This window comes from Candidatus Zixiibacteriota bacterium, from assembly GCA_036480375.1.
Classification (GTDB): Bacteria; Zixibacteria; MSB-5A5; order GN15; family JAAZOE01; genus JAZGGI01.
In genome coordinates, this window is record JAZGGI010000016.1 from 160,363 (window position 1) to 177,964 (window position 17,602).

11 protein-coding genes and 1 tRNA gene are annotated in these 17,602 nt (G+C 44.7%); 3 read left to right on the plus strand and 9 right to left on the minus strand.

Going from position 1 to position 17,602, the window contains the following annotated elements; all coding sequences use genetic code 11:
- From infB to V3V99_03990, 4 genes are all read right to left on the minus strand, one after another.
- Positions 1-2,598, minus strand: coding sequence for a translation initiation factor IF-2 (gene infB / locus V3V99_03975; protein MEE9441805.1), 2,598 nt, complete (start codon positions 2,596-2,598; stop codon positions 1-3).
- 60 nt (positions 2,599-2,658) lie between these two features.
- The gene (nusA, locus tag V3V99_03980; GenBank protein ID MEE9441806.1) at positions 2,659-4,074 is read right to left on the minus strand and encodes a transcription termination factor NusA; all 1,416 of its coding nucleotides are present in this window, start codon (positions 4,072-4,074) and stop codon (positions 2,659-2,661) included.
- A gap of 13 nt (positions 4,075-4,087) precedes the next feature.
- Complete coding sequence (gene rimP / locus V3V99_03985; GenBank protein MEE9441807.1) at positions 4,088-4,537, minus strand: ribosome maturation factor RimP; 450 nt, start codon at positions 4,535-4,537, stop codon at positions 4,088-4,090.
- Positions 4,538-4,707: 170 nt separating this feature from the next.
- A complete protein-coding gene (locus V3V99_03990) occupies positions 4,708-6,426 on the minus strand; it encodes a proline--tRNA ligase (GenBank protein ID MEE9441808.1) in 1,719 nt (572 codons plus the stop codon).
- Between the two features lie 162 nt (positions 6,427-6,588).
- Between V3V99_03990 and V3V99_03995 the strand changes: the two genes are divergently transcribed.
- The 3 genes from V3V99_03995 (at position 6,589) to V3V99_04005 (ending at position 10,491) form a co-directional block, all read left to right on the plus strand.
- A tRNA-Arg gene (locus V3V99_03995) sits at positions 6,589-6,660 on the plus strand.
- Between the two features lie 133 nt (positions 6,661-6,793).
- A complete protein-coding gene (locus tag V3V99_04000) occupies positions 6,794-8,821 on the plus strand; it encodes a dockerin type I repeat-containing protein (GenBank protein ID MEE9441809.1) in 2,028 nt (675 codons plus the stop codon).
- A gap of 23 nt (positions 8,822-8,844) precedes the next feature.
- A complete protein-coding gene (locus V3V99_04005; protein MEE9441810.1) occupies positions 8,845-10,491 on the plus strand; it encodes a hypothetical protein in 1,647 nt (548 codons plus the stop codon).
- Between the two features lie 41 nt (positions 10,492-10,532).
- Here the strand turns inward: V3V99_04005 and V3V99_04010 are convergent, their stop codons facing one another.
- The 5 genes from V3V99_04010 to V3V99_04030 form a co-directional block, all read right to left on the minus strand.
- A complete protein-coding gene (locus V3V99_04010; protein ID MEE9441811.1) occupies positions 10,533-12,470 on the minus strand; it encodes an N-acetylmuramoyl-L-alanine amidase in 1,938 nt (645 codons plus the stop codon).
- Entirely contained in the window at positions 12,448-13,446 is a 999-nt protein-coding gene (locus V3V99_04015; protein ID MEE9441812.1) for an enolase C-terminal domain-like protein, read from the minus strand. The genes V3V99_04010 and V3V99_04015 overlap by 23 nt, the downstream gene beginning before the upstream one ends.
- Positions 13,443-14,237 carry an NlpC/P60 family protein gene (locus V3V99_04020; GenBank protein MEE9441813.1) on the minus strand — a complete coding sequence of 265 codons (795 nt, stop codon included), beginning with the start codon at positions 14,235-14,237 and terminating at the stop codon, positions 13,443-13,445. Before V3V99_04020 ends, V3V99_04015 begins: the two co-directional genes overlap by 4 nt.
- 115 nt (positions 14,238-14,352) lie before the next feature.
- On the minus strand, positions 14,353-15,525 hold the full coding sequence (locus V3V99_04025) for a pyridoxal phosphate-dependent aminotransferase (GenBank protein ID MEE9441814.1): 1,173 nt from the start codon (positions 15,523-15,525) through the stop codon (positions 14,353-14,355).
- Between the two features lie 16 nt (positions 15,526-15,541).
- A complete protein-coding gene (locus tag V3V99_04030; GenBank protein MEE9441815.1) occupies positions 15,542-17,554 on the minus strand; it encodes a transketolase in 2,013 nt (670 codons plus the stop codon).
- Positions 17,555-17,602 lie beyond the last annotated feature (48 nt).

Genomic DNA, 17,602 nt, shown 5'->3' on the forward strand with positions numbered 1-17,602 from the left:
CTATAATGTCCGCGATGTTTCGACCATTTCGTAAGTTTCGATATGATCGCCCACCTGGACATCCTCAAATTTTTCAATTCCAATTCCGCATTCAAGCCCGGCCACGACTTCTTTCACGTCTTCTTTAAACCTCTTGAGAGAAGAAATAGTTCCTTCATGAATAACAACACCATCACGACTCACACGTATTTTATCTCCCCGGGTCATTTTGCCCTGTTGAATGTGGGAACCGCATATTAAGCCAACTTTTGGAATTTTGAAAGGCTGACGCACTTCGGCAGTACCTTTCCATTTCTCAACCAGTTCAGGTTTAAGCAATCCCTCAATTGCTTTTGTAATATCCTCTTTAACTTCATAAATAACTGAATAGGTGCGGATATCAACTTTTTCGCGGTTGGCCGTTTCACGAGCACGAGGATCGGCTGTAATATGAAAACCGACGACAATGGCATCAGAAGCAGACGCTAACAATACATCGGATTCACTAATAGCTCCAACACCAGAGCGGATAATATTGACCCGTACTTCTTCATTGCCAATTCCGGTAAGAGTTTCAGTCAAGGCTTCAACAGAACCGGCAACATCACCCTTAATTACTATTTTCAAGTCAGTAACCTGACCATCTTTGATTTTCTCATAAATTGATTCAAGGGTAGTCGGGGTACCGACGCGGCGTAATTCATACTCGCGTTTAATTTGTTGTCTCTTTTGAGCTACGTCTCGGGCTTCTGATTCAGAAGATGTTACAATAAACGAATCACCCGCTTGAGGTACGCCTGATATTCCGGTAATAATTGTTGGGGTTGATGGCCCTGCTTTTTCAACCTTATTGCCTCGATCATCAGCCATGGCTCTAACGCGGCCAAAATAGCTTCCGGAGACGAAAGGCCTTCCAACCTCCAATGTGCCCTTTTGAATAAGAACAGTGGCGACAGTGCCTCGCCCCTTTTCCAATTGGGCTTCAATTACAGTTCCCTGAGCTTTAATGTTTGGGTCGGCCTTAAGCTCAAGCATTTCAACCTGTAGTAGGATCATTTCCAGTAGTTTATCTACGCCTTCACCGGTTTTGGCCGACAACTCTACCATTATGGTTTTGCCGCCCCATGATTCATCAAGAAGATTATGATTCGTTAATTGTTGGCGAACGGAATCGGGGTTAGCGTCTGGTAAATCCATTTTATTTATCGCCACCATGATAGGCACTTTGGCGGCTTTGGCGTGGTCGATGGCTTCCACCGTTTGGGGCATGACCGCCTCGGTTGAAGAAATGACAAGAATGACAACATCTGTGACTTGAGCGCCGCGGGCACGCATGGCCGAAAATGCTTCATGGCCGGGAGTATCAAGAAAAGTAATACGGCCCCCACGGGTTTGCACGCTGTAGGCACCGATATGTTGAGTGATTTTGCCCGCTTCACCTGAAACAATATCGGATTCTCTGATATAATCCAGAAGGGTAGTTTTTCCATGATCGACATGGCCCATAATGGTTACGACCGGAGCGCGGGATTCGAGTTGAGTTTCCTCCTCTTCTTCAATAGTAACGTTCACAACTTCTTCAATTTGCCTGACATCAAGCTCGAATTCAATAGCCAGCATTTCGATGGTATCCATGTCAAGACGTTGGTTTATCGATGCGAGCATCCCCATTTCCATGCATTTGGCAACCAGTTCGGCTGGCTTTTTGCCAAAAGCCCTGGCTAATTCCGAGAGAGTCATAAATTCAGTGACTTCAATCGCCGTAATTCCATAATCATCATCCGTAATCTGGCTTCGTTTCTTATGCTTCTTGATTTTTTTCCCCGAATCCATGGTTGCCATTGTCTGTTTAAATGACAATTTAACGGCAGTAGTATCGACTTTATGCTCATTCTTTTTCTTAGATCTATCTCGTTTTCTTCGCTTTTTCGGAGGCCGGCCGGCTCCAATTCGTTGATCAAGCTTTTTCTGCAATTTCTTGGCGGCACCGGGCGTTGAAGTAATCGTCTGACGAGATATTTCCGTTTTTTCTTTTTTGGCTTTTGGCTTTTCAGCCTTAGCGGGCTCAGCGGCCTTGGCTGGTCCAGTCTTTGGTTTTTCCAGAACCTTTTTGGCAAATCTTCTTGGTTTTTGCTCGGCTACAACTCTCTTTGAGACGGCCTTTTTGGGCTTTCTGGCTTTGGCTTCAGCGATTTCTTCATCTTTTGCCTTTTTCGCGGCCATTTTTTTGGGCTTCTGATCCTCCAATTCCGCGGTCTTTTGGGATTTCTCAAGTTCTCTGGCGGCCAATTTTCTTGCTTTCCTTTCCGCCAGTGATTTTTTCTTTTTGGCCTGAGCAGCAGCTTTTTTTCTAAGGGCGAGTTTCTTGGCTTCTTCTCGGCGCTTTTTGGATTTCAATTCCTGTAGCTTTTGCTTGCGGGCTTCATCATCTTTTTTGACTTCCGCTATTTCGCGTTTGAACTTATTGTCAATAGCTTCGAGCATATCACTCGACGCAATCGACATGTGAGATTTGATAGTAAATCCAAGCCCGCGTAGAACTTTTAGCAAGGCATCACTCGAAATTTTATATTCCTTAGCGATATCGTAAATTCGTTTTCTGGACTTATTGTCAGCCAAGGTAATCCTCCGGTTATAAACCGCCCTCAAATAACTTTATTTTCTTCCCTGAACAATCTCTTATTCATCTTTTTCCGGTGTCTCAGATTCATTGTCATTATCGTCATTTTCGTCTTCTTCATCTTCGGCATCATCCACAAATTCAAGTTCAGTAATTTTTGAGGATGAATCTGCGTCAAGTTTTTCCTGCGCCTGAGTTTCGACCTTTTGTGCTCTAATTAGTTCTTCATGTTCGGTCATAAATTCAATTGCGCGTTCAATTAATCTCTTCGCCGTTTTTTCTCCGATACCCTCTATTTTGACAATATCTTCGAGTTCACTATCAGCCAAATCTTTGACGGTATTGATATCCGCGTCAACCAATCGTTCTTCGAGGACGTCACCGACGCCACTCAATCGCCCAATCGGAACCATCAATTCTGCTTCCTCGTGTTTCATCTCATTATAATCGGTTTCTGACATGATATTGATTTTCCAGCCTGTCAGACGTGAGGCGAGGCGAGCGTTTTGACCGTTTTTCCCGATAGCGAGCGACAATTTGTCATCTTCTACCGCGACGGTCATTCCCACTTCCTCATCATAAACATCGATAGTAACAACTTTGGCAGGGGCCAGGGCGCGTGAGACAAAAACTTCCGAATTAGAACTGTAAGCAACGATATCTATTCGTTCATTGTTTAATTCGCGAACGATGGATTGAACTCTCACCCCTTTAATGCCGACACATGCTCCGACGGGATCAATCCGTTCATCACCCGAATAAACCGCCAGTTTCGTGCGGTCACCCGGCTCACGAGCGATGGAGCGGATTTCAATAATTTTTTCATATATTTCCGGCACCTCTAACTCAAATAAACGTAAGATGAAATCGGTGCTGACGCGCGATAAAATGATTTGCGGTCCCTTCATCGATTTTTGCACATCAAGGATGATGGCGCGGATGCGGTCGCCCTGGCGGTATTTTTCTCGAGAGATCTGTTCACGGACCGGTAGAATAGATTCGGCCCGACCAAGATTTACGATGACATTTCCTTTATCGATTTGCTGCACCGTTCCCGAGATAAGCTGTCCCACGCGGTTGATATATTCGTCGTAAATGCGATCGCGTTCCGCTTCCCGGATTCTCTGAATCAGGATTTGTTTGGCCGAAGCAATCGCGTTTCTTCCAAATTCCTCAACCGGATCAATATAGATTTCCATGAAATCATCCAGTTCGGCATCCGTATCCAATTCGCGAGCTTCCTCAATAGAAATTTCGGTATAAGGATCTTTAACTTTCTCTACAACGATTCGCAAAGAAATCATAGTCAGCTCTCCCTCCTTATGGTCGAAATTGAAGGAGAGATTATCGATAAATCCATATTTTTTTCGCGCCGCAGCGAGTAACCCGGCCTCGACCGTCTCAATCACCAAATCCATATCGATGTTCTTATCTCGCGCGATAAGCGTCATTGCTTCCAGTGTATCAAATCCCATCAGAATTACTCCACTAAATTACTACCTTACCCTGCCGAATATCAGACAGGGCTATTTTAAATTCGCCGTCTTCACCGTTAATTAGAATTGTCGTCGTATCCACATCAGTCAGCGAACCGCGAATTCTTTTCTTCTTGCCGCCTTCGGTGTATTCCACTTTTATGTTCTTGCCGATTTTTCTTTCAAAATCACGCTGAGTGTGAAGATGTCGATCCAGTCCCGGCGAAGAAACCTCAAGGATATATTTGGAATCCAAAATATCTTCGACATCCACAGCGGCACCGATAATTTTCGACAATTCAACGCATTTGTCAAGCGTCACGCCGTTATCGGAATCGACAAATATCTGCAGACGGAAATTGCTCTTGTACCGGGAGAGTTTGATTTCCACTAATTCAAAACCTTCCGAGGCTAACAGAGGTTCCGCCAAATTCTCGATATCTGTTTTTAGATCACTAATCAACTTAATACCTCATCGCCTACTACCGACACCATTCTGTTAAACTCAAATAATTGAGTCGGCTTTTGGCGCATAACAAAACCGGGCTTTCTCCGGTTGACTCCAGAAAACTCCCAGAATACACTAAAGCTTAACAGTATAATAAATTAGACAGGGAAAGCAATAAAAAAATGTTAAATTGCGCGATCCAAAAATTCGGCAGTTTTTTGAACTATTTCGCCTATTTGGACCAGTTCCACATCGGTTTCATTTCTAAGTTTTAGCTCGACTTTGCCCTTAGCCAGGGATTTGTTTCCCAATGCTATTCGGAGCGGAATACCTATTAAATCCGCGTCATTGAACTTGACGCCGGCCCGTTCGGCCCGATCATCTAAAATAACCTCATAACCTGCTTCGATTAGCTGGGAATAGATTCTTTCGGCTATTTCGATCTGTTCTTGATTTGTCATATTAAGCGGGCAAATTATCACTTGATATGGCGCAATCGCTTTGGGCCAGATTATCCCTTTATCGTCATGGTATTTTTCAATCGCTGCCTGCGCCGTTCGAGTAATTCCAATTCCGTAAGAACCCATAAAATAAGGCTTCTCGTTACCTCCGGTATCGAGGTATTTGCCTCCCAGGCTATCGGAATATTTGGTTCCGAGCGAAAATGTGTTGCCGACTTCAATTCCTCGATATTTCTCAAGCCGCCCTTTATTGCAGCGGGGGCACCCTTCCCCAGTTTCGGCATTGATAAGGTCAACTATCGCCGCGGCTTTGAAATCCCGGTCCGAATTGACGTTCAGAATATGCGTGTCCTTTTTGTTGGCCCCGGTTACGAAATTAGTCATCGCCTCGACTTCAGGATCGGCTATAATGGGAATTGTGAGACTTATCGGGCCGGCGAAACCTACCGGCGCTTTTGTAATTTCTTCGACCGTTTCCGGACCGGCCATTTCGAGTTTCAGACAGCCGAAGTAGTTATTTAATTTAAGTTCATTGATTTGCCGGTCGCCCCGAATCATCGCCGCCACCGGTTTTCCATCGGCCAGATATAATAAGGTTTTGGCAAAACGGTGAGCAGGCAATTTGAGAAACGCGGTAATCTCTTCGATAGTAGCGGCGTTTGGAGTGTCAACTTCTTCGATTGGTTTTTGTTCGTTATCCTGCTCGGGTGGGTTTAATTCTCTAAAAGTAGCTTTTTCGATATTGGCAGCATAATCGCAGGAATCGCAGGATAGAATAATCTCTTCTCCGCCGTCGGTTTCGACCAGGACCATAAATTCGTGAGCTCCGGTTCCGCCCATGGCTCCGGTATCTGATTCAACCTTTTTGGCGGCAACACCGCAACGCTCAAAGACTTTAAAATAGGCGTCAACCATTTTTTGATAAGCGATTTTGTGTGCTTCCAAATCAACGTCAAAAGTATAAGCGTCTTTCATTATAAATTCGCGCCCGCGCATCAATCCGAAACGGGGACGGATTTCGTCTCGAAACTTGGTTTGAATCTGATACATATTGAGAGGCATCTGGCGATAGCTTTTTAATTCTCCGGAGACAAGATTGGTTATAACCTCTTCATGAGTCGGCCCGAGGACCATATCATGGTCATGGCGATCTTTGAGACGGACCAATTCTTTACCGATGGTGTCCCAGCGACCGGATTTTTGCCATAATTCTGCCGGATGCAAAACAGGCATGAGAATTTCAATAGCCCCCGAGGCGTCCATCTCTTCTCGCACAATGGTTGAGATATTGTTCAGAACTCTTTGCATCAGAGGAAGATAATTATACACCCCTGCGGCCAGTCGGCGCATATATCCGGCCCTGAGAAGATATTGATGAGAAATTAATTCGGCCTCGGCGGGAACTTCCCGAAGAGTCGGTATGTATGTTTTACTCCAGCGCATAGTAATTGCCTCTCGTTATTATTTATGCAATAGGAGAAAATAAGTTTTGAGCATCATTTGTCAATCTTTTAATTTGTCGATTGGCATCGCGATATTCAAAAGAGTTGACAAGGCGGATTTTTCGACTTAGTTTATCGATTCCAAAAGTAAATGTATCCAACTGCCCCCGTGGCGTAACGGATAGCGCGACAGCCTCCGGAGCTGTAAGTTCAGGTTCGATTCCTGACGGGGGTATTATTTTCCTCAAAAAAGTGCTTTTATAAAAATTAAACATTCTTATATTACTTATGCGAGCAACGGGGAATGTCTCCCACCTCACAGCGCAATTACCGCCGGGAAAATGGGCAATTTACAGGAGGAAATTATTATGACAGGGAGGCTAAGGCAGCTATTCGTTTTTATTCCCACAATTTTTATTTTTTTTAATATAACTGCCCTCGCTCAGATAGAATATGCCGATGATGCCGGTGAAGGCTTTTGTTCGGAAGAGACTATTATTAGTCTTTTTCCGAATACAGATACTACTATAATCGTCAATATGTTTAATTCCGGGCAGTTCGATAATGGATTTTCGATTTTTATTGATTATGTCAATGGCTCCGACTGGATTACGCCATCCGTTACAACCAGTTCAATTCCAGCGGGCGGTGAGGCATATCCGGTCGAGTTTGGCATAACGGTTCCGCCGGGAACTCAAGAAGGCATGACTTTGGAGGCGGATATATCCATTACACATTTGGGCAAAAATTCACCTCGCGAATTTCCGATATGTTTATATGTTAAACATTTAACCGATTACGAAGATGATGCCGGGGATGGTATCGGATTGTGTTATTCGGATGAGATGCTGACTGCCGCGCCGGGCGAATCTGTTTATGATACCGTGAGAGCTTTCAATCCCGGTATGCTGGATAATAATTTCAATATCTCGATGTATTACGAGCAGGGCGACGGATGGATTACCGCCAATCCATCGTCGGGAATGATATTGGCCGGAGGTATGGATACTCTCGATATCGAGTTTATTTTCACCGCTCCGACCGATGTGGGTGATCCGGTTACGATTGAGGCGATGATAAGTATCAACCATGAGGGGACAAGTAGTCCGAGGCAGATACCGGTTTGTTTTACAGTTGCGTCGGAGTTTTACTTTCCTCAACATGCCGATCTGGCGACGACATGCAAGCAGATCAGGGTATTCAATACCGGTCGTTTGTCGGGTAAGACGCCTGATTATTCAATGGATTATATCGAAGACTGCGATACGTTTGGAAACGCCGATGCGCGTACGTATTTGTATGATGGTTCGCCGGTGATAGCCTGGGATGACGGTGAGGGGATTAAAGTATGTACTGATTTTCTTTCCGATAGCGAATTTGGATCTCGTGGATTTCGGGCAATGAGTAATCTGAGTGTGGATGATACAAGTGATCCTGATTATATCAAGGCTACCGGAGATTTCACGACTTTTGATTCGTCGATAAATTTCACGGTCGAATATTATATACCTCAAGGTGATACAGCGTGCGAATTTATAGTCCAAAAATTATATATCACAAGCGCATCGGGAACTAAGAATAACGTATTAATCGGTTATGCTTGGGACTGGAACGTGCCCAGTGACACTGGTTCCGATAATAATTCTTTAGCCGATGAAGCTCGTCAATTGCTGTATATGCAGGGTGAAGAGGCGGATGATGACGGTGAAGACGATCAAATTGCTGAATGCGGTGTTTGTTGGCAATCCGACGATCGCTATGCCGGTGTTCGCTTTTTTCCAACATTGGATGTTACAACGCCCAAGAACGCAATGACGCTAGATAATGCCACCTGGGTTTCCAAATCCGGGCCGTATGGTAATGATGCGCCGCTTCCTGACGGACCGATATATGATTTGATGCTGACGACTGAAGGATTTGTCCCATGGGAATCGGCAACGGGTTCAGAAGATTCTGTCTATGTTGATCTGACTATGCTGGCTACTTTTGGAGAGTTCGATCTTACCGAGACTGAACCGATTGAGATTGCATTTGCGATGATAACCGGCCGCACCGGTGAGACCGATTTTTTGGCCGAGGTTGACAAGGCGCTTGATTGGGCAAGTCCATGGCCTCCCCCGCCTCGCCCATATTGCGACAGCCCCGGTGACCCGAATTTAGACGGGCAAAGCAATGTTGGTGATGCTGTTTACCTGATTAATTTTGTTTTCAAGGGTGGCCCAGGACCTGAAATATACTGTCATAGTGGCGCTTATGGTAACGGCGATGCTAACGGTGATTGTAGCGTCAATGTTGGAGACGCCGTGTATATTATAAATCACGTTTTCAAGGGCGGGCCTGTGCCCTGGTGCAATAATAGCGAATGCTCACCACATCATCAAGATGATTGTCGCTGAGCGGCTTTAGGGAGGTAAACATAGTGCAAGGATTAAAGAGAATAATGCCGTATATCCCCATCCTCATTTTTTGTTTTACAATTAATTCCTTCGCTCAGATAGAATATGTAGATGATGCCGGGGATGGTATTGGATTGTGCTATTCGGGCGAGATGTTGGTTGCTCAGCCGGGTGATGTTACTTATGATACCGTGAGAGCTGTCAATCCCGGTTCGCAGGATAATAATTTCAATATCTCGGTTAATTATGATCATGGCGACGGATGGATTACCGCCAATCCATCGTCAGGGACGATTTTGGCCGGAGGTTTGGATACTCTCGATATCGAGTTTATTTTCACCGCTCCGACCGATGTAGGCGATCCGGTTACGATTGAGGCGATGATAAGTATCAACCATGAGGGGACAAGTAGTCCGAGGCAAATACCGGTCTGTTTAACTATTGCTTCTGAGTTTTATTTGCCGCAATATGCTGATCTGGCAACGACGTGCAAGCAGATTAGGATATCGAATACTGGTCGATTGGGCGCCATGACACCCGATTATTCTTTGGATTATATCGAAGATTGCGATACGTTTGGTAATGCTGACGCCCGGATGTATTTGTATGATGGCTCGCCGGTGATAGCATGGGATGACGGTGGTGAGATTAAACTGTGTACTGATTTTCTTTCCGATAGCGAATTTGGATCTCGCGGATTTCGAGCATTGAGTGATTTGGAAATCGATGAAACAAGTGATCCGGATTACATAAGAGCGACAGGCGATTTCACTACTTTTGATTCTTCTATTAACTTAACAGTTGAATATTATATACCCAAAGGCGATACTGCGTGTGAATTTGTGATTCAAAAACTATTTGTTACAAGTGCCTCAGGCAATAAGAATAATGTTTTCATTGGATATGTATGGGATTGGAATGTGCCTTCTGATTCCGGCAATGACAATATCTCTTTTGCCGATGAAGAACGTCAATTATTGTATTTGCAGGGTGAAGAGGCTGATGATAACGGTGAGGCTGAGGCTTTGGCAGAGTGCGGAATTGAGCAGCAGTCTGATGATCGCTTTGCGGGAGTTCGGTTTTTTCCCACTGAGAGCGTATCGTTCCCTAAAAATGCAATAATGCTCGATAATGCTACATGGATATCCAAATCCGGGCCGTATGGTGATGATGCTCCTCTTCCCGCTGGTCCGACTCTCGATTTGATGATAACGATGGAAGGATTTGTGCCTTGGACCGCTACTTCCGGTTCCGAAGATTCAATTTATACTGATCTGACAATGCTGGCGACTTTCAGTGAATTCGATCTTGATGAAAATGAGCCGGTAGAAATATTAACTGCCTTGATCACCAGTCGTAATGGGGCGATTGATTTCTTGGCCGAAGCTGATAAGGCCTATGCTTGGGCGGCGGGACTGGATTTATTCAATGACTCCTGTTGTGATATTCCCGGAGATGCCAATTCCGATGGTGCATATAACGTAGGCGACGTAATCTACATTATTAACCATGTTTTTAAGGGTGGGCCTGACTCTGAATGTCCTCGCGCGGCTGATATCAATGGAGATTGTCATGACAATATTGGGGATGCTGTGCGTGGAATATATTGTATTTTCATTTATCCACACACTTGCTGGCCGGATTGTGACGATTTAGAATGTGATGAGTAATTTCTAACCGGCGGAAATAATATTCCGTCGGTTTTATTTTGTTATCGGCCGTATGAAATATCCTGTTTGATATCCCATTCGGTTTGGGCGTGGCCGCGGAGGAAATCTTTGACGCCTGCAACGATTGCCCGGGCGATTTTCTTCTGGAACTTTTTGGTTCGCAACGCCGCTTCCTGCTCGGGAATCATCATATAGGCGCATTCGACTAATATTGCCGGGTACTGGGTCGGGCGGATGACGGCAAAATTTCCGTAATACCATCCAAAATCGTTAAGATCCAGATGGCGCGATAATGATTGATGAACGGCATGCGCCAGGGGCGCCGAATGCGGATGATAATAAAAGGTAGAAGTGCCGTTATTGACAAACGGATTGGTTCCGGGCGGCAGGGCGTTGTTGTGAATGGATATGAATATATCGGTGTTTTCTCGTTTTGCGATTTTGGGCCGGTCATAAAGAGGCAGATGGGAATCATCATCGCGAGTGAGGATAACTTCAGCGCCCTCCCGTTCGAGTTGTTTTTTTAGCTGCCGGGCAATAAACAGATTGGCGTCTTTTTCGGTCAGGCCGGTTGGGCCGACGGCGCCTTTGTCTTCCGAATGCCCCGGATCAATTACAAAACGAAACTGCGATATTCGAACTTTGTCGCGGGGGAATTTCTTGATATCGAAATGAAATTCATTGCCGACATAATATCCGTCATAGCCCCATATACGATTGGAAGTTAAAAATATTTTTACGGCGTAAATTCCCGGTACGGGCTGAAACCAGGTAATTTGATCGATAAGAAAATCGGCGTTATCGTATCGTATCCAGTCGGTATCGGAATCGGCTCCGTAGAGATAGACCATGATTGATTTTTCCTTGATGTTTTCTTCAACCCTGAAGGGATGTTTTCCTGAAGTCGATATGATGACCGATACTTTATCATCATGATTTATCGTCCGAATTTTCCTGATATAGGAATGAGGGACTTTTTCTGTCGCTGGCAGAAGGACCGCAGCGGTATCGATAATCCAGCCATGCTGATAATCGGAGAGTCTGATTTTGAGCCAGCGGCCATCTTTACCGATTAATTTGGCCCTGATACCGGCCGGTTGATGAATACACAGGTAACCTTTACCGGGGCCGGTGCGAATAATACTGATACTATCAACCAATTCAATCGTCGGTTCGAGATCATCGTGAATAATTTTCGCTGCTTCGATCGTTGTATCACGGATGATTTTTGGAAGATTGAGAATTTTATCTACGGCCAACAACTGACGCCCAAGAATTGCTCGATAATTATTTATCCATTCCAGTTGCTCCTCTGAGGGAGGATATACATGATAGATAAATAACAAACTATCGGCGGAAGATTTAGGCAAAGTGTACTGTCCAATATACTCTCCCCTGACCAGAAGCGATTCCGGGGTTAGTACATTTCTATTTTCACCGCCGCCAAATACATTTTCTCCAATATAGTAATTCTTTGGCAGCGCTTCAGTCATCGGAACGGTATCACAAAACGGCTCCACGACGCAAAAGGCATTGCAGAAAGGCAGTGACTTAAACGCTAATGAAATCTTATCACCGGTTTTGACCCATGTTTCTCGCGAGGGACTCATTGACCCCGGCTGCATGTGCAGACTATCGTAAGTATATTTAGGCAAATCCGGCAGTTTAACAATAATTGTTTTTTCTTCAATAATTCCGTTTTTCTCGGCGCGGATGTTAAAAGAAAATTCTCCGGGGTTAACCGGCAGAAAAGCCAGCCATCCTCCGTCTTTGTGGACTCCTATTTCAAAGCGATTAATTGACAGCGACGCATCGGGAGATACCGAGCCAAAGATGAAGCATGAATCTATTGGCGGTAGATTTTGGTTTTCTTTGGGGTAAACAATATTCAGATCGAGTGAATCGGCCGAACTAATTGCGGCAAAACAATTCAGAATTAAAATTAAGGCAGATATTTTATTTAGCCAGCGTAATGCCATGTCCGTATTTTCCGTTAATATTCAAATATTGATTATTGTAAGATAAGCCGTCAAAGGGGTCATTTTCAATTAAAAGCGCACCATCGAGATCAATAAAATCAGCCATGCCCGACAATGAATAGGCAGCCGCGATACCAATGGATGATTCAATCATGCAGCCTATCATAGTTTTTAGATTATTCTGTTTGGCGATTTTAATCATTTCTATGGCTGTTTCCAGTCTTCCGGTTTTTTGAATCTTTATATTAACTCCATCGACAAATTCGGCGACTCTTTTGATGTCTGTGGGAGAATTGATCGATTCATCCATGAAAATAGGAATATCAGTTTCACTTCTCAATTGAGTCCACAAATCCAATTTTTCATAATCGAAAGGTTGTTCAATCAATTCGATTTTATCCGTTCTCACATTGTTTATAAAAAACTCCACCATGGAAATATCCCAGCTTCCATTGGCGTCGATGCGAAATCTCGTTCCTTCGCTTTGATTGATCAACGCGATAATATTGTCAGCCGCATTTAAATCGTTATTCATTTTCAACTTTACGAATTGAGCATTCGATGAGATAACCCGTTTCAATTGATCCAAATCGCCTACTGAAACGGTCAATGATGTTGGTTTTTTTTGCGGCTCCGGTAATGAGAAATATTCAGAAATATTCTGCCGATTATTTTTGCACTGTAAATCATGCCAGGCGGTTGAAATGGCGCATAACGTCGGCGCGCTATATTTGTCATCTATTGTCTCAATATACTCATCCAAATTAGTTTGGAGACAATTGATTTCGTCGGCGATTGAGGATAACTCCTCTAGTATTTTCCTGTCATCAACGCCGTAATGAACTGACCCGGCCGCTTCGCCCAACCCGATATTATCTAATATCACAATGAAATTATTTTTAATCGAGGCCTTTCCCCCGGCGACGATGAAATCATTTTTGAGTTTTAATTCGATTGGCAGAACTTCGCATTTCATAACGATAGCCGCCGGGCGAAAAGGAATCCATCGTCAAGGTCTTTTCGATAAATCGGTGATTGAGGATCAAGCAAATCATAAGAAACCATGCCTCGCCTCAGATTGGCATGAATAATATCAAGTCCGCCCCGGGAAATGGCAACATGACCCTCGAAAAACAGTAAATCCCCGGGCTTTAGTTCATGGCGTTCAATGGCGAACCCGACGTCTCTCTGGTCCTTACTGTCGCGGGGCACTTCTAAGCTATGGAACCGGCATACTGACTGAACCAGCCCGCTGCAATCAAATCCGGCAGGAGTTATTCCTCCCCAAAGATAAGGAGCTCCCAAAAATCTTTCCGCGGTTTTAACCAGTGTCTCGCCGGTAATCCCCTTAGATATTTTTCTCGGGATTTTTTTCAAGAATTTTTTCTCAATTCGAATTTTATCCCAGGATGGAATCGTAAAGTAGGTTCTGCATTTGACCTCTGATAAGATTAGCCGGGTGCCGAAATAGAGGCGGTGAGGAATTATCCGCTTTTTTGATTTATTTTTGATAATTACGCAATTACTTTTAACGACATATTTGGGCGCTTCAAGATATTTTTTCCAGTACTCATAGTTTATTTGCATAATATGGCTGTTTTTGCTCCAGCCTCGATATCCTTCAATTAATCGGATACGGGAATATTCCTTGCCCGGTTCGATAATTTCAATCGGCGTTCCAAACAGAGCCTGACTGAGACGCTCCGATTTGAATTCGGGTGCGGCTCTTAGATCAATAACCGGGGCTGTGACGATTCCGTGCAACATAATGTATCGATATTAAGATTATACGCGTAAGGCAACCAAAAATTTATATTCCCATTTCGCATAAAAAAACCGGGATGATTTTCATTCCGGTTTTTTACTTAAACCTATCAGGGATCTATTTGATTATTTTGGGAATCGCTTCTTTGAGTCGATTAACGGCTTTCTCAATATTGTCAATTGAATTGGCATACGAAAAGCGCAGATACCCCTCTCCTTCGTCCCCAAAAGCAGTACCGGATAGTCCGGCAATGCCCAATTGGGTGATGAGATATTCGGCCAAATCGGCTGATTTCCAGCCGGTTTTTTTAATGTTAGGCCAGACATAAAAAGCGCCATGAGGCTTGAGACAGGAAAATCCTTCGATGTCATTCAAGCCGTCAACGAAGAAATCGCGCCGCCGTTCAAATTCGGCGACCATTTCATTGGCTCCTGCCTGATCACCCAGTAAGGCTTCAATTGCCGCCTTCTGAACAAACGAGGTCGCGCACGAAGTTATATTGGTTTGGATTCTCGCAACCTTAGGCGCCAGTTCGAGAGGCATCATGCCCCAGCCTAATCTCCAGCCGCACATAGCATAAACTTTGGAGAGGCCGTCAGAAACGATGACTCTTTCTTTCTTTTCATCAAACTGCGAAATAGTTTCAAATTTCATGCCATATATAATTCTTGAATACACTTCATCGTTCATGACATAAAAATCTTCGTCGCAGGCGAGTTTGTATATTTTTTCAAGGTCTTCCCTGGTAAGAACTCCTCCGGTTGGATTCTGGGGAGAGTTAATTATCAGGAGCTTGGTCTTTGAAGTAACCAGTGAGGCTAACTCATCGACGTCAAGACGGAATTCGTTTTTTTCTCGCAGAGGAATCGGCACCGCGGTCGCTCCGGAAAAATCTATGACCGATTTATAAATCGGGTATCCGGGATCCGGATATATTATTTCCACTCCGGGCTCACCGAGCATCATGATGAGTGCGAACATAATAGGTTTACTTCCGGGAGTCACGACTATTTGATCCGGAGTGTAACGGACGCCGTTCATTTTATTATAATTCTCGCAAATGGCTTCGCGGACATCAAGCATTCCGGCCGACGGCGTATAATGCGTAAATTTATCATTAATAGCCTTTATCGCGGCATCAGAAATATTCGACGGCGTTGCGAAATCCGGCTCGCCGATTTGCAAATGGACATATTCGATGCCTGTTTCTTTTTCCAGCTTTTGGGCTCGGGCAAGGACTTCAAAAGCCGATTCCGTACCAAGGCGGGACATTCTTTTTGCTAAATCCATATTCACCCCTATATGATTATTTATGATCTACTAAATATTTTGCTTTTTCAGCGATATGCTCGGCGGATAAACCAAATTCTTTTATCAACTGCCATGATTTGCCTGATTCGCCAAAGCGATCGGTTACGCCCAGCATATCGAACAATACTTTTTTATCGGCCGACTTTGAATCGCAAAGGACGGTCGAGGCGATCCAGTTGCCCATACCTCCTCGTTGATGCTCTTCGCAGGTTAAGATCGCACCGGTTTCCTCCGCGGCTCTGATAATGGCGGAACCGTCGAGAGGCTTAACGGTGTGCATATTGACGACGCGCGCTTCAATGTTAAAATCGTTTTTGAGAATCCACGCTGCCCGGCAGGCTTCAGCCGATTCCGGTCCGCAGGCAATCAAAGCAATATCTTCATTTTCATTTTTATAATCTTCTGCCAGGTAAATATCGAAGGCGTCAATGAAGCGATCCTGCTCGCCGCGGAAACGATAAATATTGGCCTTGCCAAACTCAAACGGAGTTTTTTCGGTGCTAATAATCGGAGTGGCTTCACGAGCAAAACGTATATACTTGGGCCCAACGATATCAAATAGCATAGCTTTGGTCATTCGTTTGGTCTCCACCGAATCACAAGGTACCCCTACATGCATATTCGGCAAACCGCACATTTGGAACAGGGCTTCAAGTTCCTGGTGCGTGGCGCCATCCGGACCGACCGACACGCCGCCGTGAGCACCGACGATAAGGACGTTGAAATCACCGTAACAGACTGATACGCGAACCTGATCCAGATTTCTCGCCGATGAGAATACTCCATAGGTTCCAAAGACAGGGATTTTGCCTTCCTTAGCCAAACCGACCGCGATAGTCGTCGCGCCCTGCTCGGCGACGCCAACTGAGAACCAGCGATTGGCGCGTTCGGGATGTTTGGCAAAAAATTCTGAGATAGTTATCGAACCTGAAATATCGGCGCCGATGCAAACAACTCGTTCATCATCGCCATATTCGGACAAAGCCCGTCCCATTCCCTTACGGGTTGGGTCCATATCCACTTTCATGTTATCATTGTTATTCCACCAGTAATCTTTGGAAAACTTTGGCAATTGCGCCGACAAACGGATTTCTACTTCCTTTTGATAATCATTAGCGATTTTGAAGAACTTTTCTTTATCGAAGGTTTCCGTCAATCCCAGTTCTTCGAGAGCTTTGTCGAGCTCTTCGCGGTTAGGCGATTTACCATGCCATCCGACTACATTTTCCATAAAGCTGACGCCCTTACCCTTGATTGTGTTGGCCAAAATCAAAGTCGATTTGTTGCCGGTATTATTGTAAGCCTTTTCCAAAGCGGGTAGGATTTCTTCTATGGAGTGGCCGTCTACTTCAATCACATTCCAGCCAAAGGAGCGGTATTTATCGGCCAGCGGTTCCAAAGCCATAACATCTTCGGTGAAACCGTCAATCTGAAGTTGATTACGATCCAAAATCATAATCAGATTATTCAGTTTGAAATTGGAAGCCGCCATTGCCGCTTCCCACATGGAACCTTCCTGTTGCTCGCCATCGGATGAGATAACAAAGACGCGATAATCTTTTTTATCCAGTTTGGCGGCCAATGCGACGCCAACAGCGACGGAGAAACCCTGCCCCAGACTGCCTGAAGAAATCTCGACTCCCGGCAAATCTTTCCAATGCGGATGTCCCTGGAAAGGCGAGCCCAGAGCTCTCAATTTGGCCAGTTGTTCTTCCTGAAAATATCCCGACATGGCCAGGGAAACGTAGAGTGAGGGAGCTTTATGGCCAGCCGACCAAATTACTCGATCACGGTCTTCCCAGAATGGATTTTGCGGATCGTGTTTGAGGACTTTTAAATACAATGTTGCCAGAATATCCATCATGGAAAGGGTGCCGCCGGAATGACCTGAACCGGCGCAACAAAGCGATATTAAATTTAATCCGCGCATGTAATTGGCGCGTTCTTTCAATTGCTCTATAGTCATTTCAGAATCTATACCAATTCGTTTTGTATTGGGCGTACTCATTTTACCTCCTGAAGATAAGCTATATTCTTTCGGGCCAATCTGATAAAA

What these genes read in the sequence shown, in the direction of transcription:
- V3V99_04010 (MEE9441811.1), bottom strand. Translation starts at nt 12,470, where the DNA reads ATGGCATTACGCTGGCTAAATAAAATATCTGCCTTAATTTTAATTCTG.
- V3V99_04015 (MEE9441812.1), bottom strand. Translation starts at nt 13,446, where the DNA reads ATGAAATGCGAAGTTCTGCCAATCGAATTAAAACTCAAAAATGATTTC.
- V3V99_04025 (MEE9441814.1), bottom strand. Translation starts at nt 15,525, where the DNA reads ATGGATTTAGCAAAAAGAATGTCCCGCCTTGGTACGGAATCGGCTTTT.
- V3V99_04020 (MEE9441813.1), bottom strand. Translation starts at nt 14,237, where the DNA reads ATGTTGCACGGAATCGTCACAGCCCCGGTTATTGATCTAAGAGCCGCA.
- nusA (MEE9441806.1), bottom strand. Translation starts at nt 4,074, where the DNA reads ATGGGATTTGATACACTGGAAGCAATGACGCTTATCGCGCGAGATAAG.
- V3V99_03990 (MEE9441808.1), bottom strand. Translation starts at nt 6,426, where the DNA reads ATGCGCTGGAGTAAAACATACATACCGACTCTTCGGGAAGTTCCCGCC.
- V3V99_04030 (MEE9441815.1), bottom strand. Translation starts at nt 17,554, where the DNA reads ATGAGTACGCCCAATACAAAACGAATTGGTATAGATTCTGAAATGACT.
- V3V99_04000 (MEE9441809.1), top strand. Translation starts at nt 6,794, where the DNA reads ATGACAGGGAGGCTAAGGCAGCTATTCGTTTTTATTCCCACAATTTTT.